The organism is Kribbella sp. NPDC006257, from assembly GCF_040613535.1.
Taxonomy (GTDB): domain Bacteria; phylum Actinomycetota; class Actinomycetes; order Propionibacteriales; family Kribbellaceae; genus Kribbella.
Genome location: NZ_JBEXSJ010000002.1, coordinates 55,348 through 74,947 on the forward strand (window position 1 = coordinate 55,348; position 19,600 = coordinate 74,947).

The 19,600-nt window shown below is 67.6% G+C and carries 20 protein-coding genes and 2 pseudogenes; 8 read left to right on the forward strand and 14 right to left on the reverse strand.

Features of this window, described 5'->3' with window-relative positions:
* Positions 1-48: 48 nt before the first annotated feature.
* The gene (locus ABZ004_RS02385; protein WP_355677970.1) at positions 49-1,074 is read right to left on the reverse strand and encodes a LacI family DNA-binding transcriptional regulator; all 1,026 of its coding nucleotides are present in this window, start codon (positions 1,072-1,074) and stop codon (positions 49-51) included.
* A 161-nt stretch (positions 1,075-1,235) separates the two neighbouring features.
* Between ABZ004_RS02385 and ABZ004_RS02390 the strand changes: the two genes are divergently transcribed.
* Genes ABZ004_RS02390 through ABZ004_RS02410 form a run of 5 tightly spaced genes read left to right on the forward strand, consistent with a single transcriptional unit; the run spans position 1,236 to position 6,124 of the window.
* Positions 1,236-2,465, forward strand: a complete 1,230-nt coding sequence (locus ABZ004_RS02390; RefSeq protein WP_355677971.1) for an ABC transporter substrate-binding protein — start codon at positions 1,236-1,238, stop codon at positions 2,463-2,465.
* A 5-nt stretch (positions 2,466-2,470) separates the two neighbouring features.
* Positions 2,471-3,427, forward strand: coding sequence for a sugar ABC transporter permease (locus ABZ004_RS02395; RefSeq protein ID WP_355677972.1), 957 nt, complete (start codon positions 2,471-2,473; stop codon positions 3,425-3,427).
* 10 nt (positions 3,428-3,437) lie between these two features.
* Positions 3,438-4,253 carry a carbohydrate ABC transporter permease gene (locus ABZ004_RS02400; RefSeq protein ID WP_355677973.1) on the forward strand — a complete coding sequence of 272 codons (816 nt, stop codon included), beginning with the start codon at positions 3,438-3,440 and terminating at the stop codon, positions 4,251-4,253.
* A gap of 22 nt (positions 4,254-4,275) precedes the next feature.
* Entirely contained in the window at positions 4,276-5,046 is a 771-nt protein-coding gene (locus ABZ004_RS02405) for a ThuA domain-containing protein (RefSeq protein WP_355677974.1), read from the forward strand.
* A complete protein-coding gene (locus tag ABZ004_RS02410) occupies positions 5,039-6,124 on the forward strand; it encodes a Gfo/Idh/MocA family oxidoreductase (RefSeq protein ID WP_355677975.1) in 1,086 nt (361 codons plus the stop codon). The genes ABZ004_RS02405 and ABZ004_RS02410 overlap by 8 nt, the downstream gene beginning before the upstream one ends.
* Before the next feature lie 27 nt (positions 6,125-6,151).
* Here the strand turns inward: ABZ004_RS02410 and ABZ004_RS02415 are convergent, their stop codons facing one another.
* The 4 genes from ABZ004_RS02415 to rplM form a co-directional block, all read right to left on the reverse strand.
* Positions 6,152-7,000: a TIGR03619 family F420-dependent LLM class oxidoreductase gene (locus ABZ004_RS02415; protein WP_355677976.1), complete on the reverse strand. Its 849-nt coding sequence runs from the start codon at positions 6,998-7,000 to the stop codon at positions 6,152-6,154.
* 113 nt (positions 7,001-7,113) lie between these two features.
* Positions 7,114-8,460 (reverse strand): phosphoglucosamine mutase, encoded by a 1,347-nt coding sequence (glmM, locus tag ABZ004_RS02420; protein WP_355677977.1) that lies wholly within the window; start codon positions 8,458-8,460, stop codon positions 7,114-7,116.
* Between the two features lie 7 nt (positions 8,461-8,467).
* On the reverse strand, positions 8,468-8,989 hold the full coding sequence (gene rpsI / locus ABZ004_RS02425) for a 30S ribosomal protein S9 (protein WP_355677978.1): 522 nt from the start codon (positions 8,987-8,989) through the stop codon (positions 8,468-8,470).
* A 37-nt stretch (positions 8,990-9,026) separates the two neighbouring features.
* Positions 9,027-9,470 (reverse strand): 50S ribosomal protein L13, encoded by a 444-nt coding sequence (rplM, locus tag ABZ004_RS02430; RefSeq protein ID WP_355677979.1) that lies wholly within the window; start codon positions 9,468-9,470, stop codon positions 9,027-9,029.
* Between the two features lie 291 nt (positions 9,471-9,761).
* Here rplM and ABZ004_RS02435 point away from each other — a divergent pair, with 291 nt between their 5' ends.
* Positions 9,762-11,048, forward strand: coding sequence for a citrate synthase (locus tag ABZ004_RS02435; RefSeq protein WP_355677980.1), 1,287 nt, complete (start codon positions 9,762-9,764; stop codon positions 11,046-11,048).
* 70 nt (positions 11,049-11,118) lie between these two features.
* Here ABZ004_RS02435 and ABZ004_RS02440 read toward each other — a convergent pair whose 3' ends face one another.
* On the reverse strand, positions 11,119-11,574 hold the full coding sequence (locus tag ABZ004_RS02440; protein WP_355677981.1) for a nuclear transport factor 2 family protein: 456 nt from the start codon (positions 11,572-11,574) through the stop codon (positions 11,119-11,121).
* 120 nt (positions 11,575-11,694) lie between these two features.
* Between ABZ004_RS02440 and ABZ004_RS02445 the strand changes: the two genes are divergently transcribed.
* Both ABZ004_RS02445 and ABZ004_RS02450 read left to right on the forward strand, forming a co-directional pair.
* On the forward strand, positions 11,695-12,240 hold the full coding sequence (locus tag ABZ004_RS02445) for a helix-turn-helix domain-containing protein (RefSeq protein WP_355677982.1): 546 nt from the start codon (positions 11,695-11,697) through the stop codon (positions 12,238-12,240).
* A complete protein-coding gene (locus ABZ004_RS02450; RefSeq protein WP_355677983.1) occupies positions 12,237-13,262 on the forward strand; it encodes a hypothetical protein in 1,026 nt (341 codons plus the stop codon). Before ABZ004_RS02445 ends, ABZ004_RS02450 begins: the two co-directional genes overlap by 4 nt.
* On the opposite strand, the gene ABZ004_RS02455 is transcribed toward ABZ004_RS02450, so the two are convergent.
* The 8 genes and pseudogenes from ABZ004_RS02455 to ABZ004_RS02490 all read right to left on the reverse strand — a co-directional run bounded on the left by ABZ004_RS02455 (position 13,259) and on the right by ABZ004_RS02490 (position 19,591).
* A complete protein-coding gene (locus tag ABZ004_RS02455; RefSeq protein ID WP_355677984.1) occupies positions 13,259-14,941 on the reverse strand; it encodes an ATP-binding cassette domain-containing protein in 1,683 nt (560 codons plus the stop codon). The two genes, ABZ004_RS02450 and ABZ004_RS02455, sit on opposite strands and share 4 nt — an antisense overlap.
* A gap of 47 nt (positions 14,942-14,988) precedes the next feature.
* Positions 14,989-15,753 (reverse strand): hypothetical protein, encoded by a 765-nt coding sequence (locus ABZ004_RS02460; protein WP_355677985.1) that lies wholly within the window; start codon positions 15,751-15,753, stop codon positions 14,989-14,991.
* Positions 15,746-16,273, reverse strand: a complete 528-nt coding sequence (locus ABZ004_RS02465) for a SigE family RNA polymerase sigma factor (protein WP_355677986.1) — start codon at positions 16,271-16,273, stop codon at positions 15,746-15,748. The genes ABZ004_RS02460 and ABZ004_RS02465 overlap by 8 nt, the downstream gene beginning before the upstream one ends.
* Before the next feature lie 16 nt (positions 16,274-16,289).
* A complete protein-coding gene (locus ABZ004_RS02470; RefSeq protein ID WP_355677987.1) occupies positions 16,290-16,910 on the reverse strand; it encodes a methyltransferase in 621 nt (206 codons plus the stop codon).
* Positions 16,903-17,715: a tRNA pseudouridine(38-40) synthase TruA gene (gene truA / locus ABZ004_RS02475; RefSeq protein ID WP_355677988.1), complete on the reverse strand. Its 813-nt coding sequence runs from the start codon at positions 17,713-17,715 to the stop codon at positions 16,903-16,905. The genes ABZ004_RS02470 and truA overlap by 8 nt, the downstream gene beginning before the upstream one ends.
* A 94-nt stretch (positions 17,716-17,809) precedes the next feature.
* A pseudogene (locus ABZ004_RS02480) lies at positions 17,810-17,974 on the reverse strand (50S ribosomal protein L17); the annotation flags it as partial.
* 195 nt (positions 17,975-18,169) lie between these two features.
* Positions 18,170-18,508, reverse strand: a pseudogene (gene rplQ, locus ABZ004_RS02485) (50S ribosomal protein L17); the annotation flags it as partial.
* 57 nt (positions 18,509-18,565) lie between these two features.
* Positions 18,566-19,591 carry a DNA-directed RNA polymerase subunit alpha gene (locus ABZ004_RS02490; protein ID WP_112243143.1) on the reverse strand — a complete coding sequence of 342 codons (1,026 nt, stop codon included), beginning with the start codon at positions 19,589-19,591 and terminating at the stop codon, positions 18,566-18,568.
* Between the last annotated feature and the right edge of the window lie 9 nt (positions 19,592-19,600).

Sequence of the window (19,600 nt, forward strand, 5' to 3'; positions counted from 1 at the left end):
ACAGTAGATGACGAAGGGGACAGAACCCTGTCGTCAGAGGTTGCGGTGCTACGTCCGGCGGGGTTTGCGGTTCGGGCGGGGGGTGGTGACTGAGGCGCCGGGGCGGAGGTCGGCGGGGATTAGTTGGGGTGGCAGGGGGTCGGCGTTCTCGAGGCGGCGGATGAGGGCTTCGGCGCCGAGGTGGCCGAGTTCGGGGCCGGGGGTGCGGAGGAAGGTCATTTCGGGGTCGGAGAGGGCGGCGGTCTCGGGGACCATCAGCAGGGCGAGGACGGAGAACTCCTCGGGGACGGCGTGACCGAGATGCCTCAGGCCCGAGACGATCCCGAGGGCGGCGTACTCGTTGAGGACCAGGATCGCGGTCGTCTCGGGGTGCTCGGCAACCAGCCGTTCCGCGACTTCCCGGCCGGCATGGGTGGTGTCGCCACAGGGCATGACGACGACCCGCAGCCCGTACTCGGCGGCGATCCGGCGGTAGGCGTTCTCGGTCCGCACCCACGGCCCGTACCCGTCGAAGCGGGGATCGGCCAGGTCGCCCGAGACCAGGACGAGTTCTCGGTGACCGAGTTGATGGATGTACTCGACCGCCTCCTGGACCGTGGTGTCGAAGTCGATGTCCACATGGGACAGCCCCTCGAGGTCGGTGGTCCGGCCGATCAGAGCGAACGGCGTACCGGTCTGTTCCAGGACGTCGATGCGGGGATCGTCCAACTGGACCTCCATCAGGACGACCCCGTCCACCAGGCCCTGCCCGAGCAACTCCCGCAACTCGACGCCGTCGTTGCCGACCGGCCAAAGCACCAGGTGGTACGCCTCCTTGCGGGCCGCTTCGGCCGCGCCGGTGAAGAACTCCGCGGTCGACATCCCGAACCGGTGCTCCATCGCCGGGTACGCCATCGCGATGATGTGCGTACGCCGGCTCGCCAGTGCCCGGGCGACCGCGTTGCGGCGGTAACCGAGCTCCGTCATCGCCTGTTCGATCCGCGCCCTGGTCGCCGCGGTGACCGGCTTGGTGTCGTTCAGCAGGAAGGACACGGTCGCGATCGACACGCCAGCGCGCTCCGCGACGTCCCGCATCGTCACCATCGAAACCGCCCCCTCTGAACTCTTGACAGCGGTGTGACCCAAGGAACATAGTCCCTTCAACCTCAGTTAAGCGCTTTACCCCGCGAAGAGCAAGCGGCCGGCGATGGTCGACAGGCCATGGTTCAACGCTTTGATCGAAGGAGCCCGATGTCATGATCAGCAAGCGGATCACCGCTGTGCTGGCCGGCGCGACGACCCTGTCACTCGTGCTGGCCGGTTGCGGCAACAACGGCGGCGACAAGCCGTCCTCGTCCGGCGAGGCCGTCAAGAGCCTGTCGATCCTGGACTACTACAACAACGATCCGGACAAGTCGCTGGTCCAGAAGGGCCTTGACTCCTGCGCGAGCAAGCTCGGCATCACCATTCAGCGGGAGACGGTGCCTGGTGACACGTTGATCCAGAAGGTGCTGCAGCAGGCGTCGTCGAAGACGCTTCCGGACGTCCTGATGCTGGACAACCCCGACGTCCAGCAGATCGCCGCAACCGGTGCGCTGGCGCCGCTGAACGACCTGGGTCTGAACGCGGACGGCGTCATCCAGGGCATGGTCGACGCCACGTCGTACCAGGGCAAGCTCTACGGGCTGGCGCCGGTGACGAACACGATCGCGCTGTTCTACAACAAGGACATGCTGGCCGAAGCCGGCGTACAGCCGCCGAAGACCTGGGACGAGCTGAAGGCCGCGGCCAAGAAGCTGACCAAGCCCGGTCGCTACGGCATCGCGTTCAACGCCAACGCGACGTACGAGGGTTCGTGGCAGTTCCTGCCGGCGATGTGGACCAACGGTGGCGACGAGACCGACCTGAAGAGCCCGCAGGTGGCCGAAGCCCTGCAGTTGTGGGTCGATCTCGTCCAGTCCGGCTCGGCATCGAAGAGCGTGATCAACTGGACCCAGGGCGACGCGAAGGACCAGTTCGTGGCCGGCAAGGCCGCGATGATGGTGAACGGTCCGTGGCAGATCCCGGCACTGCAGGAGAGCCCGAAGGTGAAGTGGGATGTCGTCACCTTCCCGCTGAACAAGCCGGATCAGACACCGGTCGCGCCGCTAGGTGGCGAGGCCTGGACGGTCCCGCTGAACAAGGACCAGGCCAAGCAGCAGAAGGCCGCCGATTTCGTGAAGTGCCTGAACTCCGACGAGAACGAGCTGGCCTGGGCGAAGGCCCGCTTCACCCTCCCGACCAAGGCCGCGCTGCTCGACCAGTACGCCAAGGAGGTGCCGTCGATGAAGGCGTTCGCCGAGCAGGTCAAGACGGCCCGTGCGCGGACCGGCAAGCTCGGCGACAAGTGGCCGGACGCCGCGAAGGTGATCTACCAGGCGATCCAGCTCGCGCTGACCGGGAAGGCCTCGGCTCAGGACGCCTTCCAGAAGGCCTCCGGCGGCTGATCGCGATGACGCAGGCACCGACCTTGACCCGCGACGAGGCCCGGACCACCGGCCCGGGACCTGCTCGCAGGTCCCGGGGCCGCCGGGGCGAGGAGCTGACCAAGATCCTGTTCGTCCTGCCGGCCGCCGTGGCGATGATCGCGCTGTTCGGCTATCCGGTGGTGAAGAACCTGCTGATGAGTCTGCAGGACTACAGCCTGAAGACCTTCTTCACCGGACAGGCACCCTGGGTGGGGTTGCGGAACTACAGCACGGTGGTGCGGGACAACCTGTTCTCGCAGGCGATGGTGAACACGGCGTTGTTCACCATCGGCTCGATCGTCTTCCAGTTCGGCATCGGGCTCGCGCTGGCGCTGTTCTTCCGCCGGCGCTTCCCGCTGGGCGGCGTACTGCGGGCGCTCCTGCTGCTGCCCTGGCTGCTGCCGCTGATCGTGTCGAGCGCGACCTGGCGCTCGATCCTCGAGCAGGACAGCGGGATCCTCAACCGCACGCTGACCGGGCTGCACCTGGTCAGCGAACCGGTGCCGTGGCTGAACTCGCCGTCGGTCGCGCTGATCGCGGTGATCGGCGTGAACATCTGGATCGGCGTCCCGTTCAACGTGACCCTGCTGTACTCCGGCCTGGCGGAGATCCCGGAAGAGCTGTACGAAGCCGGCCAGCTGGACGGGGCGATGGGCTGGCGGGCGTTCCGCTACATCACCTGGCCGAACCTGCGCTCGGTCGCAAGCGTGCTGCTGATGCTCGGTGTCGTCTACACGATCAAGGTGCTGGACATCATCCTCGGCCTGACCGGCGGTGGTCCGGCCAACGCGACGCAGACCCTGGCGACCCAGTCGTACGAGCGGTCGTTCGTCGACTTCAGGTTCGGCGAGGGCGCCGCGCTGAGCAACATCCTGATCGCGATCTCGTTCCTGTTCGCGATCTTCTACCTGCGCGGCACCCGGCGTGCCGTGGACGAGTAGGGGTACGCCGATGTCCGACTCCACTGTCCGTCGCGCGACTCACACCGTGATCGGCGTACTGATCCTGGCCGTGATGCTGTTCCCCGTCTACTGGATGGTGAACGCGTCGCTGCAACCGTCCGGGAACACCTTGACGGCCGGATTCCTGCCGTTGCACCCGACGTTCTCCGGCTACCGGCGGGCGCTCAGCGAGCAGGGCGGCAACCTCGTCACGAGCATGATCATCGCGGCCGGGACGGTTGTCCTCAGCCTGGCCATCGCGGCCCCGTGCGCCTACGCGTTGTCCCAGTTCCGGTCCCGCTGGGTGTCGATCGGGTTGCTGGCCATCCTGATCTCCCAGATGATCCCGGGCATCGTGATCGCCAACGCGCTCTACACGGCGTACGAACGGATCGGGTTGCTGAACTCGATCCCGGGCCTGATCCTGGCGAACTGCAGCAGCGGCATCCCGTTCGCGATCCTGATCCTGCGCTCGTTCATGCTCTCGCTGCCACCGTCGCTGGTGGAGGCCGCGCGGGTGGACGGCGCCGGGCTGGTCCGGGCCTTCGTCGCGATCGTGCTGCCGATCAGCCGGAACTCCCTGATCACCGCGGGGTTGTTCACGTTCCTCTTCTCCTGGAGCGATTTCCTGTTCGCTCTGACGCTGACCACCAAGGGCGGCATCCGGCCGGTCACCCTCGGCATCTACCAGTACCTGGGCACCCAGGTACAGAACTGGAACGCGGTGATGGCCACCGCGGTCCTCTCGGCGGTCCCGGCCATCGTGCTGCTGATCGCCGCGCAGAAGTACATCGCTGCCGGTGCCATCGGCGGGGCCGTCAAATAACCCACTGCAAAGGACACGAATGATGACGATTCGCGTACTCGTCTGGGGCGAGAACCGGCATGAACAGGTCGAGCCGCACGTCGCCGAGATCTACCCCGACGGCATGCACGAGACCATTGCGGCCGGCATCCGCGAGAACCTCGAGGCCACGGTGTCCACCACGACGCTGGACGAGCCGGAGCACGGCCTGACCGAGGAGGTGCTGGCCGGGACCGACGTACTGGTGTGGTGGGGGCATGCCGCGCACGGCGAGGTCGAGGACAAGGTGGTCGAGCGGGTCTACCAGCAGGTGCTGTCCGGGATGGGCCTGGTCGTTCTGCACTCCGGCCACTGGTCGAAGATCTTCGGCAAGCTGATGGGCACCTCGTGCACCTTGCGCTGGCGCAGCGAGCGGGATCGCGAGCTGGTCTGGACGGTGAACCCGACGCACCCGATCGCGCAGGGGATCCCGCACCCGATCGAGATCGAGCAGCAGGAGATGTACGGCGAGTTCTTCGACATCCCGGTGCCGGACGAGCTGATCTTCGTCTCGTCGTTCTCCGGCGGCGAGGTGTTCCGCTCCGGCTGCACGTTCCGCCGGGGGCACGGGAAGATCTTCTACTTCTCCCCTGGCGACCAGGACTTCCCGGTGTACCACCACAAGGACGTTCGCAAGGTGATCGCGAACGGCGTCGCCTGGGCGAAGTCGGACCGGCCGGAGCGCGCCGTTCCGACCTTGCTCCGGTACGAGACCGGCGACTTCTTCAACGGCCAGGGCTACCAGGGGCCGATCGAGGAGAAGGCGGATGCCTGAACCGCTCCGCGTCGTGCAGGCCGGTGCGGGTGGCATGGGCCGCGCCTGGTTGCGCACCATCGCCGCCAATCCTGACGTCGTCCTGGCCGGCCTGGTCGACCTGGACCTCGAGGTCGCCCGGGCAGCAGCCGACGAGCACGGATTCCACGACGTACCGGTGGCGTCCTCGATCGGCGAACTGGCCGGCGGCGCCGACGCGGTCATCGACGTCACGGTGCCGCTCGCACACCCCGTGGTGAGCGTGGATGCCTTGCTGCGCGGGCTTCCGGTGCTCTGCGAGAAGCCGCTCGCCGAGACGGTCCGGGAGTGCCTGCCGATGATCGCGGCGTCGGAGCTGAGCGGGAAGCTGCTGATGGTCTCGCAATCCCGCCGCTACTTCCGGACCGGCGCTGCCTTCGGCAGGCAACTGGCGAGCCTCGGCACGATCGGGTCGCTGTCGTGCGAGTTCTACAAGGCCCCGCACTTCGAGGGGTTCCGGGAGCGGATGGCCGAGCCGCTGCTGATCGACATGGCGATCCACCAGTTCGATCTGGCTCGCAAGCTGATCGGCGCCGAACCGGTCTCGGTGTACTGCGAGTCGTACAACCCGGAATGGAGCTGGTTCGACGGCAACGCGGCGGCCTCGGCGCTGTTCACGTTCGCCGACGGGACCCGGTTCGCCTTCACCGGAAGCTGGTGCGCGCCGGGTCTGGAGACCTCCTGGAACGGTCGCTGGCGAGCCGTCGGCTCCGCCGGTACGGCGATCTGGGACGGCGACCAGCCGCCCGTCGCCGAGCTGGCCTCGGGCGATCCGCTGCCGGCCGTAGAGGTCGACGACCCCGAGGAGATCGCCGGCTCGCTGGCCGAGTTCGTCGACGCGGTCCGCACCTCGACCGTCCCGCAGTCCGAGGTGCATTCCAACGTGATCAGCGTCGCGATGGTCGAGGCCGCGGTCCGCTCAGCCTCGACCGGTACGCCGGTACGCATCGCCGACGTCCTCGAATCCGCCTACGCCGAAGCCTTGGACACCGTCGAGGACGCGCGGCTCCGGGCGACCCTGGACGGCTGGCCGTCGGTCCTGAAGGTGGTCGGCCTCTAAGGACGGTGGGCCGCCGCATCCTGAGGGTCAGAGCTGGCCGATCAGGGTGTCGGCGGCCCGGGCGATCAGTTCGTCGATGGCGGTGCCGTCCATGGTCGGGGGTTGGAGCAGCAGGCGATGCACCCCGAGCTCGGCGTACCGGCGGGCCGTTTCCAGGTCGGGAAAACCGTCCGGCGTGACAGTGATCTCCAGCTCGCCGAACTCGGCCGGCCGCTCCCAGCGCTTCGCTGCCTCAGCTAGGTCCGCCAGTGCAGCCGCGGTCTGCTCGACGCTGAGCTCCCAGCCGTACCAGCCGTTCCCCTGCTCGATCGTCCGACGGTAGGCCGCCTGCGACTGTCCGCCGACCACGATCGGCGGATGCGGTCGCTGCACCGGCCGCGGTCGTTCGAAGACGTCGGCGAAGGCCACGAACCGCCCGTCGAACCGCGGCTCCGGCTCGGCCCACAAGACCCGCATCGCGGCCAGATACTCGTCGGTCCTGGCGCCCCGTTCGGCCAGCGGCACACCGAGGGCGGACAGTTCGGGCTCGAGGTAACCGACGCCGATCCCGACGGTGAGCCGCCCGTTCGACAGGTGGTCGATCGACGCCAACTGCTTGGCCAGCAGCACCGGCTGCCGCTGCGGCAGCACGATCACCCCGGCCCCCAGCCGGATCCGGTCGGTGAGTGCCGCCAGATGGGCGAGCGCGACCAGTGCCTCGATCCGTGGTTGCTCGCGCGGGTTGTCGTCGTTGTCCGGCAACGCAATGTGGTCACCGACCCAGAGCGATTCGAACCCCACCTGCTCGGCCAGCTTCGCCCGCCGGGCCATCCTCCCCGGCTCGGCACTGCTGCCCCGATGCAGTCCGTACAACCCGAACTTCAGTCCGTCCGCCATCTCACACTCCTACCGCAGGTCCCGGCAGCGGCTACTGCCGCTCCCGAGACTAGACCGGCAACAGGTGCATCGAAGCCCTTTGGCCCTGTACGACGGGGCCGAAGGGCTTCGGATCAGAGCTTCAGGGAGCGGGCGACGACGTCGGCGAGCTCGTGGGCGACCTCGTCGGCCGTCGCCGAGGACTCGGCCTCGACCATCACCCGCACCAACGGCTCGGTGCCGGAGGGACGGAGCAGGACGCGGCCGGTGTCGCCCAGGCGGGCGGTCGCCGCGGTCACGGCGGCTTGGACCGAAGCGTCGGTGCCGGCCCGCGTCTTGTCCACGTTCGGCACGTTGACCAGGATCTGCGGGAGCCGGGTCATCACGGCGGCCAGGTCGGCGAGGGACTTGCCGGTCTGGGCGACGCGGGCGAGCAGCATGACCGCGGTCAGCGTGCCGTCGCCGGTGGTCGCGTGGTCGGACAGGATCACATGGCCGGACTGTTCGCCGCCGAGCTTGTGACCGCCGGCCTTCATCGCCTCCAGCACGTAGCGGTCGCCGACCTTGGTCTGCTCGACCGCGATCTGCTCACGGACCATCGCCTGGACGAAGCCGAGGTTGCTCATCACGGTCGCCACGACGGTGTCGTTGTGCAGCCGGCCGCTGTCCCGCATCGCCAGCGCCAGGACCGCCAGGATCTGGTCGCCGTCGACCAGCTCGCCGGAGGCGTCGACCGCCAGGCACCGGTCGGCGTCACCGTCGAGGGCGATGCCGAGGTCGGCGCGGTGACCGATCACCTCGCGGCGCAGGCCCTCCATGTGGGTGGAGCCGCACTCGAGGTTGATGTTCAGGCCGTCCGGCGACGCGCCGTACGTGATCACCTCGGCACCCAGCCGGCGCAGTGCCTCCGGGGCGGTCAGTGAGGCGGCGCCGTTGGCGCAGTCGATGACGACCTTGAGGCCGTCGAAGCGGTTCGGGGCCGAGCGGACCAGGTGCGAGACATACGTCTCGAAGCCCTGCCCGTCGTCCAGCACGCGACCGACGGCGGCGCCGGTCGGGCGCTGCCATTCCTCGCCGACCCGGGCCTCGATCGCGTCCTCGATGACGTCGTCGAGTTTGATCCCGCCGCGGGCCAGGAACTTGATGCCGTTGTCCGGCATCGGGTTGTGGCTGGCCGACAACATCACACCGAGATCGGCGCCGGTCGAACCGGTCAGGTACGCGACGGCCGGGGTCGGCAGCACGCCCAGCTTGAAGACGTCGACGCCGGCGCTGGCCAGACCGGCCACCACGGCGGCTTCCAGGAACTCACCACTGGCACGCGGATCCCGGCCCACAACGGCGCGTGGCCGGTGCCCTTCGAAGGCACCGGCCTCGCCGAGTACGTGCGCAGCTGCGACCGACAGGTCGAGAGCCAGCTCCGCGGTCAGGTCCACGTTCGCCAGGCCACGGACTCCGTCCGTGCCGAACAAACGCGACATCAGGTGATCAGCGCTTGCTGTACTGCGGAGCCTTACGGGCCTTCTTGAGACCGGCCTTCTTACGCTCCTTGATCCGCGCGTCGCGGCTGAGCAGACCGGCCTTCTTCAGACCGGGCCGGTTCGCCTCCTCGTCGGCGGCGTTCAGGCAGCGGGCGATCCCGAGCTGCAGGGCACCGGCCTGGCCGGTGATGCCGCCACCGTTGATCCGCGCGATCACGTCGTACGAACCCTCGAGGCCGGCCACCACGAACGGCTCGTTCACGTGCTGCTGGTGAACCTTGTTCGGGAAGTAGACGTCGATCGGCTTGCCGTTGACGGTGATGTTGCCCGTCCCCGGGATGAGGCGGACGCGAGCGACGGCCTCCTTGCGGCGACCGGTCGCGCCGGCCGGGTTGATCACCGCGACGCGGCCGGACTCGGCGCGCTGCTCCGGGCTCGGGTTCGTCTCGGAGGTATAGGCGACCGGACCCTCGGTGTCGATGGGCACCTCGGTGTCGAGGTCTTCGGTCTCGGTGGTGATGTCGCTCACGCTGGGAATCCTCGTTTAACTGGCTCGTCGACCGCTACTACTGAGCGATCTGGGTGATCTCGAACGTCTTGGGCTGCTGGGCCGTGTGCGGGTGCTCCGGACCGGCGTACACCTTCAGCTTGCTGAGCAGCTTCCGGCTGAGACGGTTCTTCGGGAGCATGCCCCAGACAGCCTTCTCGACGGCCTTGCGAGGGTCCTTGTCGAGGATCTCGCCGACCGGCGTGGCGGTCAGACCACCCGGGTGACCCGAGTGGCGGTAGGCCAGCTTGTCGGTCCGCTTCTTACCGGACAGGCTGATCTTGGAGGCGTTGATGACGACGACGAAGTCACCGCCGTCCACGTGCGGGGCGAACGTCGGCTTGTGCTTGCCGCGCAGCAACGTGGCGATCTGGACGGCGAGCCGACCGAGCACGACGTCGGTGGCGTCGATCACATGCCACTCACGGGTGACGTCAGCAGGTTTCGGGCTGTACGTGCGCACGGTCGTTGACCTTCGTTTCTCAGAGGTTGACAAAACTGATACGGGCGTCGGCGAGCGGCCCGCCATACCCGGTGACACCGGGAACAGACCTAGATACGCACAACGACAGCCCAGAATACCGGCGCGGGCGCCTTTGGGTCAAAGTGAGCCCGCACCGACTGAGGACCCCGGCTTGGAACGAGCTGAGGACCGCACTAGTTTAGCGGTGAAGATTGCAGTCCGATCCGCGTCCCGCCGGCGACGATAACCCTCACTCACCGGGCGATGACGCCAGCTTGCGAAGAGGGCATTGTGACCGAACAGTCGCTCACCGTCCGGGACAACCGGACCGGCAAGGACTACGACCTTGCCATCACCGATGGCACCATCCGTGCCGCGGATCTCAAGCAGATCAGCGCGGCCGAAGGAGACGGTGGCCTGGCCACCTACGACCCCGGTTTCGTCAACACCGCCTCCACCCGTTCCTCCGTCACCTTCATCGACGGCGACAAGGGCATCCTGGAGTACCGCGGGTACCCGATCGAGCAGCTCGCCGAGCAGTCCAACTATCTGGAAGTCGCGTACCTGCTGGTCAACGGCAAGCTGCCGAACAAGGCGGAGTACGAGGCCTGGGCGCACGACGTGACGTATCACACGTTCGTGCACGAGAACCTGAAGACCTTCATGCAGGGCTTCCGGTACGACGCGCACCCGATGGGCATGCTGCTCGCCTCGGTCGGTGCGCTGTCCACCTTCTACCCGGAGTCGCGCGACATCTTCGACGAGGAGTCGCGCAACCTGCAGATCCGCCGGATGATCGCGAAGATGCCGACGCTGGGCGCCTTCGCCTTCCGGCACGCGCAGGGCAAGCCGTACGTCTACCCCGACAACGAGCTCAGCTACGCGGCGAACTTCCTGTCGATGCTGTTCAAGATGAGCGAGCCCAAGTACGCCGCCGACGACCGGCTGGTGCGCGCACTGGAGATCCTGTTCATCCTGCACGCCGACCACGAGCAGAACGCCTCCACCAACGCGGTCCGGGCGATCGGCTCCACCCAGGTCGATCCGTACTCCGCGGTCACCGGCGGCATCGCCGCCCTCTACGGCCCGCTGCACGGTGGCGCCAACGAGGCGGTGCTGAAGATGCTGCGCCGGATCGGCTCGGTCGACAACGTGGGTTCGTTCATCGAAGGTGTGAAGGCCGGCGAGGAGCGGCTGATGGGCTTCGGCCACCGGGTCTACAAGAACTACGACCCGCGCGCCAAGATCATCAAGAAGGCCGCCGACGACGTCTTCGAGGTGACCGGGATCAACCCGCTGCTGAAGATCGCCGTCGAGCTGGAGAAGATCGCGCTGGAGGACGAGTACTTCGTCTCCCGCAAGCTCTACCCGAACGTGGACTTCTACTCCGGCCTGATCTACGAGGCCCTGCAGTTCCCGCCGGAGATGTTCACCGTGCTGTTCGCCATCCCGCGCACCTCGGGCTGGCTGGCGCAGTGGAAGGAGTCGCTCGGCGACTCCGACCAGAAGATCGCGCGCCCGAAGCAGATCTACACCGGCGCCCGGGGCGTGCAGTACGTCCCGATCGGCGACCGCTGATCCATTTTTGGGAACGACCCCGGTCCGGCTGCAGAGGCTCGGACCGGGGTCGTTTCTGCGCTTCTGGGGACTACGACGCGGCTGGTTCGCCGACCGGTTCCCGCAGTACGGCGATGAGTTCGTCCAGTCGACCGCGAGCGCGGGACATCGCGATGTGGTCGAGGTAGTCGCGGGACTCGACGATCAGGCCGTCGCGGATCCGCAGGACGAAGATGCAGGGCACGGTGAACGGCTCGCCGGTCTCGATCACGGTGCCGGCATAGTCGAACTCCGCGACGATGACCTCCGGATCCTTGGTCTCGTGGATCCGCAGGTTGGCCGGCTCGAAGCGGATCGCGGCGCCGGCCCGCGGCACGACGGCCGCGAAGTGCTCGCGAAGCGCCTGCCGGGAGAGCAGCGGCTTGTCCCCGTACGGCGACAGCGGGTGCCGCACGTCGGTCTGTTCGGCGTACAGGTCGGGCAGTTCGTCGTACCGGCGGTCGCAGACGCCGCGTACCAGCTGCAGGAACACCTCGGTGGGAGTCATGGCGGATCCTCTCTAAGCGGAGTAGCTACTCCGAATATATGGAGTTCCGACTCCGTTTACAACCAGCGAGCGGGCACCGGCGTCTCCTAGGCTGGGCGGTACACCGAGGAGGGGTAGCTGGTGCGAGCTGATGCGCGGGACAACCGGGACAAGATCCTGGCGGCGGCCGAGGAAGTCTTCGGCCGGGCGCCGGGCGCGTCCACCGAGGACGTGGCGAAGCTCGCCGGGGTCGGGATCGGGACCGTCTTCCGGCACTTCCCGACCAAGGTCGAACTGCTCGAGGCCGTACTGACCGTCCGGCTGGAGCGGCTGCGGGACCGCGCCACCGAACTCGTCGACGAGCCGGACGCCGGGACCGCCTTCTTCGGGTTCTTCAGTCAGGTGGTCGCCGAGGCGTCGACCAAGCTGGCGATCTCGGAGGCGCTGGTCGCCGCCGGGGCGGCGGCCGGCGAATCAGCCCGGAGCGCGGGAGCCGGAATGCGCGCGGCGTTCGGGAAGTTGCTCAGCCGCGCCCAGCAGAGCAACGCAGTACGGGCCGATGCCGACTTCCCCGAGGTGTATGCCTTGCTGATCGGCGCCTCCCGGGGCGCGACCGCCGCCGGCCTCGAGCCACCCGTCCGGGACAAGATGCTCGACCTCCTGTACGACGGTCTGCGGCCTAGATGAAGAAGCGCTGGTCCCGCCGTCGCCGGGTGCTCGTCATCATCGCAATCGCCTTCCTGCTGGTGCTTCCGGTGTCCCTCGGCATGCACGCGACATCATTGCGCAGCTCGTACGCCGGTACGCCGTCCGCCGATGCGCGCAGCCGCGGCCACGACGCGCTCTGGCTCGGTCACGCCTGGGTCGACGGACGCAAGACGCCGGCCGACATCACCGCCCTCGCCCGGCAACTCGACGGCACCGGCATCCGCGATCTCTATGTCCACACCGGCCCGCTGGAACACGACGGATCCTTGCCGTTGGCAACCGTTTCGCCGAAGACCCGCTGGTTCGTCGACGCCGTGCACCGGGCGATGCCGAACGTCCGCGTCCAGGCCTGGCTCGGCGATGTCGTGCTGCCGCAGAAGGACCCCGGCATGAACCTCGACGACGCCGCGGTCCGCGACCGGGTGACCGCTTCGTCGGAACAGGTGCTCGGCCAGGGTTTCGACGGCATCCACTTCGACCTGGAGCCGCTGCAGTCCGGCGACAAGAGCTTCCTCGCCCTGCTCGACCAGGTGCACGCGGTGACCAAGGCGCACGGCGTACCGCTGTCTGTCGCCGCCGCCCAACTCAACCCGCGCCCCGGCATGAACGGCGTCCTGGTTGCCCTGACCGGCCAGAGCAAATGGTGGACCAAGGGGTACTTCGAACAGGTCGCGAACCGGGTCGAGCAGATCGCGGTGATGTCCTACGACACCGCGATGCCACTCGAGTCCCTGTACGGCGGTTTCGTCGCCCAGCAGACCGAGATGGCGCTCGCCATGACCCCGCCACGCACCGACCTCCTGATGGGACTACCCGCGTACTACGAGGACAACGTGTCCCACCGCGGATCGGCCGAGACGGTCGAAGCCGCTGTCCGCGGCGCCCGTCTCGGCCTCGGCAGATCCACCCGGCAGAACTTCGGCCTCGCCCTGTACGTCGACTACACGGCAACCCCAGAACAATGGACCGCCTACCGCGACGGCTGGTGCGTCAAGGACTAACGAGCGCGCTCGACCCGGCCTTCGTCCCAGACCGGCGTCGGCGACTCGTAGACCGAGCCGTCGCTGCCGAAGACCAGGTAGCGGTCGAAGCCACGGGAGAACCAGCGGTCGTGGGTGACCGCCAGAACCGTGCCGTCGAAGGAGTCGAGGCCTTCCTCCAGTGCCTCGGCGGACTCGACGTCCAGGTTGTCGGTCGGCTCGTCGAGCAGCAGCAAGGTCGCTCCGGACAGCTCCAGCAGCAGGATCTGGAAGCGCGCCTGCTGACCACCCGACAGGCTGTCGAAGGTCTGCTCGGCGGCGTGCGCCAGCTCGTACCGGTCGAGTTTGCGCGACGCCAGCTCGCGTCCCATCCCGTCGCGGTGCTCGTCGCCGCGGTGCAGGATCTCCAGCAGCGTCTTGCCCATCAGCTCCGGGTGTTCGTGCGTCTGCGCGAACCAGCCCGGCCGCACCCGCGCACCGAGTTTCACGGTGCCGGTATGCGCGACCGGCGCGATCGGCACCTCGCCGATCGGCTGGTGCTCGATGTCCGGATCCGTTCCACCATTGGCGAGTAGCCGCAGGAAGTGCGACTTGCCGGAGCCGTTCGAGCCGAGCACGGCCACGCGTTCGCCGTACCAGACCTCCAGGTCGAACGGCTTCATCAGGCCGGTCAGTTCGAGGCCGGTGGCGACCACCGCGCGCTTGCCGGTGCGGCCGCCGGTCAGCCGCATGCTGACCTTCTGCTCGCGCGGGATCGCCTGCGGCGGGCCGGCCTCCTCGAACTTGCGCAACCGGGTCTGCGCGGCCCGGTAGCGCGAGGCCATGTCGGAGTTGTACGCCGCCTTCTGCTTGTACATCAGCATCTGCGCGCGCAGCTTCGCGTGCTCGTCGTCCCACACCTTGCGGAGTTCCTCGAACCGCTCGAACCGGTGCTTGCGCGCTTCGTGGTAGGTCTTGAACCCGCCGCCGTGCGTCCAGGCAGTGTTGCCTGCGGCCCCTAATTCCACCGTGACGATCCGGGTCGCGGTGTTGGCCAGCAACTCCCGGTCGTGGCTGATGTAGAGCACCGTCTTCTGGGTCGCGTTGAGCTGTTCCTCCAGCCACCGCTTCCCCGGTACGTCGAGGTAGTTGTCCGGCTCGTCGAGCATCAGCACCTCGTCCGGACCGCGCAGCAGCGCTTCCAGCACGAGGCGCTTCTGCTCACCGCCCGACAGCGTCTTGACCTCACGCCACCGGCAGTTGTCGTACGGGATGCCCAGCGCGGCCGTCGTACAGACATCCCAGAGCACCTCGGCGTCGTAGCCGCCGACCTCGCCCCAGTCCGCGACCGCCTGCGCATACTTCAGCTGGGTCTTCTCGTCGTCGGCCTCCATCATCGCCAGCTCGGCCTGGTCGAGCTTGGCAGCAGCAGCCTGTACGGCGGCCGGCGCGACGCCCAGCAGCAGGTCGCGCACGGTGGACTCGTCCCGCACGGACCCGACGAACTGCCGCATCACCCCGAGCCCGCCGGAGCGCGCGATGCTGCCGCTGTGCGGTTTCAGGTCGCCCGCGATGATCCTGGTCAGCGTGGTCTTGCCGGAACCGTTCGCGCCGACCAGCGCGACGATGGCCCCGTCCCCGACCCGGAACGTGATGTCGTCCAGCAACACCCGTCCGTCCGGCAACTCGAACCCGATTCCAGCGACATCGACGTGACCCATGCCCACCAGTTTGACCGGCTCGTCGCAGTACGGCGAACGGTTATGCCCTACCAGCCCTTCAAGTGGTCCAGGTAGATCCCGCCGGTGGGGCGGACGGTGCCCCTCATGAACAGCTTCAGCGGCGCGGCGTACAGCCCGTAGGTCCGGGAGCCGGTGAAGAAGCCGGCCGACGCGCACCCGTCGTACGCGACCCAGATCTCCTTCGGGCCGAGCGCGGTGTCGAAGCGGAGCACGATCGCCTCCTTGGCCCGCGCCGACGGCGCGCACTTGAACACGGGCAGCGCCGGGTTCCGCTCCGGGAGCACCTTGATCTCGTCGACCACCTGCTGCGCAGTACCGGCGTTGAAGCTCGCGGAGCCCAGCAGCATCGTGTCGCCGGGCAGGATGCGGTAGCGGCAGGCCTGCAGCCCGTAGACAGGCAGCTCGAGGTCTAGGCCGATACCTGGTGTCACAGCTTCAGGCCCAGGTGCTGTCTCGATCGGGTGTTGTTGTGGGCAGCTGGTGACCTCGGTCGGAGCCTGTGGGTTGTCCAGCGACCCACTGCTCCCCTCACCGGCTGCCTTGCCGTCAGCGGATCCCGCACTGGTCGAGACCGGTGACGGCCCGCCGACGGCGCCCCAGACACCACCGATCGACACTGCCACCACCACGGCCGCCGCAGCGGTGATCATGGTGTGCCGCCGACGGCGGACCCGAGCACGGGCGATCCCGGCCATCCCTTGCGAGCGGAGGCCCTGGACGGTGTGCGCTTTGGTCTGGAACGCGTCTGCGAGCTTGGAGCCGAGCTCGTGCTCCTCGTCGTGCTCAGGCATCCTCGGCTCCTTCCTTGCTCAGTGTGTCCTTCAGCGACGCCAGTGCTCTGTGCACATGGGATCTGGCCGTCGCCTCGGCGCAGTGCAGCAGCTCTGCGATCTCGGCGTACGACAGCTCTTCGTAGAAACGCAGTACTACGGCTGCTCGCTGTCTGTCCGGCAGTGTCGAGCAGAGTGCCCAGACGGCCTCCGCGTTCGCTCTGGCTGCTGTCCCGTCCACAGTGGGCGGCGCTGTCCGCGTTGGCTCGGCAGCGGGCGCCTCCCGGCGGCGGAAGCGACGCCACCAGGAGATGTGCGCGTTGACAACCATCCGCTTCACGTACGCCTCTGGGTCGTCGGCACGCCCGACCCTGCCCCAGCGTGCACAGGCGGTTGTCAGGGCGTCCTGGACGGCATCCTCGGCCAGTGAGACGTCTCCGGTGAGGACGTAGGCGAACCGCAGCAGGGCATCGACCCGCTCCGTCACGAACAACTCGAAGTCGGGGATGCCTGACCCGGTTTCCGTCTCTGCCGCCGCCAAGGCCGCCTCCATACCCTCAGGACGTGCTTGCGGCTTCGTTCGTTGCAGTGACTTTCAGAACCCGGAATCCCTTGGCGCTGGCCATCCGCACACACGGGTAGCCCTGCTCACCCAGCCACTTCTGCAGCGAGTCCGCGCCCAGGTTCTTGCCGACCACGAGCCAGGCCACCCCGTCCGGTGCGAGCCGGGCCAGCCAGTGCAGCAACATCTTGTGCAGCTCCGGCTTGCCGATGTGGATCGCCGGGTTCGACCAGATCTCGTCGAACCGCAGATCGTCCGGTACGCCGTCCGTCAGCACCGGGTGCACGCGGTCGGCGACTCCAGCCGTCTTGGCGTTCTCCGCAGTGAGTTCAACTGCTCTGGTGTTCACATCTACGGCCCACACCTGCGCTTCAGGCGCCTCCACTGCGAGCGCCACCGCGATCGGGCCGTACCCGCTGCCCAGGTCGAGGACGGTCCGCTCACCGGCCGGTGGTGGCACCTCGCGCAGCAGGATCGACGTACCGAGGTCCAGACGGTCCCTGGAGAACACACCGGTCGCAGTGGTGAACGAATACTCCTTGCCCCAGATACGAGCCGTGACAGTACGGCGTACGTCGGCTGAGGTGGGCTCTGCCGAGAAGTAATGATCAGCCACGCTGGTGTACCTCTCCTCTGACCTGACGCGATTCTCTCGCCCGCTTGGCCAGTTCTTCGTCTGCTGGGTAACGCACTTCTTCCAAGGTGAGCCCATGGGCCGGCATCACAGTCACTGCCGAGTCCCGTACGCCGCCTGCGAGCACTGTGGCAGGCCAGTCCGGCTCACGTCGACCGTCCCCTACTGGAATCACCGAACCGACCAGGGCTCGCACCATAGAGTGGCAGAAGGCGTCGGCGATCACTGTGCCTTCCAGCAGCCCGGGGGCTACCCGTTCCCAGCTGAAGTGCTGCAGCGCCCGCACTGTGCTTGCCCCGAGGCGCTTCTTGCAGAAGGCAGCGAAGTCGTGTTCGCCGAGCAGCCTGGTGGCGGCCTCGTTCATCCGGTCCACGTCCAGCGGCCTGCCGACCCGTAGTACTTCCTTGCGGCGCAGGGGATCCCAGCTAGCCGGCTGGTCACAGACGCGGTAGACGTACCGGCGGGCGATCGCGGAGAACCTGGCGTCGAAGCCCGCTGGAGCCACAGCGACCGCAGTCACCGCGACATCCTCGGGCAGTACGCCGTTGAGCCGTCTCAACAGCTCCCTTGTCGGCATGTCCGTCTCCAGGTCGACATGGGTGACCTGACCGCGGGCATGCACCCCCGTGTCGGTTCGGCCGGCGCAGGTGACCATCGGGGGCTCCGGGATCCGCAGTACGGTCCGGAGCGCGTCCTCAAGGGTCTCCTGCACGCTCCTGAGGGCGGTCTGACGGGCCCAGCCGTGGAATCCGGTGCCGTCGTACCTCAGATCAATCCGCAAGCGCACAGGACACCTCTCAACCCCTTTCAAAAGCCTCACATGCTAACAGCGCCCCCACACTCGAAAGTGTGGGGGCGCTGTTGCGTGACTTGCTGAGGAGTTACTTGTCCTCGGTCTCGCCGGCCTTGGTGAAGCCGGCCGCCGCGGCGGCCTCCTCGGTGCGGAACCACACCTCGGCCTCGGTCTGGTCATACCAGGGCGAGGAGGTGGTGTGGTACTTCATCGAGTTCTCGTTGCCCTTGATGTCGAAGCCCTCCGGCGCGGAGCCGTCGGCGTTCGGGGCGGCCGAGTCGGCGCCGAACTTGCCGGCGACGACGTCCTGAACCTTGGTCTCCTCGGCCGGAGCCTCGGCAACCTCGTCCTGGACCTCGGACTTCTTCGCGGTCGCCTTCTTGGCCGGAGCGGCCTTCTTGGCGGCAGCCTTCGCCTTCGGCGAGTCGGCCAGTGCCTCGACCAGCTCGATCTTCACCATCGGGGCGTTGTCGCCCTTGCGCGGGCCGAGCTTGATGATCCGGGTGTAGCCGCCCGGACGGTCCGCGTAGCGCTCGCCGATCTCGGTGAACAGCACGTGCACGACGGACTTGTCGCGGATGCGCTTCATCACCTGACGGCGCGAGTTGAGGTCACCGCGCTTGGCCTTGGTGATCAACGACTCCGCCAGCGGCTGCAGGCGCTTGGCCTTGGTCGCCGTGGTGGTGATCGCGCCGTGCTCGAACAGCGAGGTGGCCAGGTTGCTGAGGATCAGCTTCTGGTGCGCCGCGCTGCCGCCGAGGCGGGCACCCTTGGTGGGGGTAGGCATTTTCTGTAACTCCAGGAAATCTCAGGCCCGGTGCGGACCTTGGGATGGGCCTTGCTGTCAGTACTGCTCGGTCTCGGCGAAGCTCTCGTCCTCGTCCTCGGCGTCGTCGCCGTAAGCCTCGGCAGCGGCGCGCAGGTCGAAGCCCGGGGGCGAGTCCTTCAGCGACAGGCCCATCTCGGCCAGCTTCAGCTTGACCTCGTCGATCGACTTGGAGCCGAAGTTGCGGATGTCCAGCAGGTCCTGCTCGCTGCGGGAGATCAGTTCACCCACGGTGTGGATGCCCTCGCGCTTGAGGCAGTTGTAGGACCGGACGGTCAGCTGCAGGTCCTCGACCGGCAGGGCCAGGTCGGCCGCCATCTGCTCGTCGACCGGCGACGGGCCGATGTCGATGCCCTCGGCCTCGACGTTCAGCTCGCGGGCCAGGCCGAACAGCTCGACCAGGGTCTTACCGGCGGACGCCACGGCGTCGCGGGGCAGCATCGACGGCTTGGTCTCGACGTCCACGACGAGACGGTCGAAGTCGGTGCGCTGCTCGACCCGGGTCGCCTCGACCTTGTAGGTGACCTTGAGGACCGGGGAGTAGATCGAGTCGACCGGCATCCGGCCGATCTCGGCGTCCGCGGACTTGTTCTGGATCGCGGAGACGTAACCGCGGCCCCGCTCGACGACCAGCTCCATCTCGAGCCGGCCCTTCTCGTTCAGGGTGGCGATCTTCAGGTCCGGGTTGTGCACCTCGACACCGGCCGGCGGCGCGATGTCGGCGGCGGTGACGTCACCGGGGCCCTGCTTGCGCAGGTACATGGTGACCGGCTCGTCGTGCTCGGAGGAGACGACCAGGTCCTTGAGGTTCAAGATCAGCTGGGTCGCGTCTTCCTTGACCCCGGCAACGGTCGAGAACTCGTGCAGGACACCGTCGACCTTGATGCTGGTGACGGCCGCGCCCGGGATGGACGACAGCAGGGTACGGCGGATCGAATTGCCGAGGGTGTAGCCGAAGCCCGGCTCCAGCGGCTCGATCACGAACCGCGAGCGGTGCTCGTCGACAACTTCTTCGGCGAGGGTGGGACGCTGCGCAATAAGCACTTCTTACTT

Coding starts and splice junctions, on each gene's coding strand:
- ABZ004_RS02455 (WP_355677984.1), bottom strand. CDS start 14,941: ATGGGTCACGTCGATGTCGCTGGAATCGGGTTCGAGTTGCCGGACGGA.
- ABZ004_RS02410 (WP_355677975.1), top strand. CDS start 5,039: ATGCCTGAACCGCTCCGCGTCGTGCAGGCCGGTGCGGGTGGCATGGGC.
- ABZ004_RS02385 (WP_355677970.1), bottom strand. CDS start 1,074: ATGCGGGACGTCGCGGAGCGCGCTGGCGTGTCGATCGCGACCGTGTCC.
- ABZ004_RS02400 (WP_355677973.1), top strand. CDS start 3,438: ATGTCCGACTCCACTGTCCGTCGCGCGACTCACACCGTGATCGGCGTA.
- ABZ004_RS02395 (WP_355677972.1), top strand. CDS start 2,471: ATGACGCAGGCACCGACCTTGACCCGCGACGAGGCCCGGACCACCGGC.
- ABZ004_RS02415 (WP_355677976.1), bottom strand. CDS start 7,000: ATGGCGGACGGACTGAAGTTCGGGTTGTACGGACTGCATCGGGGCAGC.
- ABZ004_RS02405 (WP_355677974.1), top strand. CDS start 4,276: ATGACGATTCGCGTACTCGTCTGGGGCGAGAACCGGCATGAACAGGTC.
- ABZ004_RS02460 (WP_355677985.1), bottom strand. CDS start 15,753: ATGCCTGAGCACGACGAGGAGCACGAGCTCGGCTCCAAGCTCGCAGAC.
- ABZ004_RS02390 (WP_355677971.1), top strand. CDS start 1,236: ATGATCAGCAAGCGGATCACCGCTGTGCTGGCCGGCGCGACGACCCTG.
- ABZ004_RS02450 (WP_355677983.1), top strand. CDS start 12,237: ATGAAGAAGCGCTGGTCCCGCCGTCGCCGGGTGCTCGTCATCATCGCA.
- glmM (WP_355677977.1), bottom strand. CDS start 8,460: ATGTCGCGTTTGTTCGGCACGGACGGAGTCCGTGGCCTGGCGAACGTG.
- ABZ004_RS02440 (WP_355677981.1), bottom strand. CDS start 11,574: ATGACTCCCACCGAGGTGTTCCTGCAGCTGGTACGCGGCGTCTGCGAC.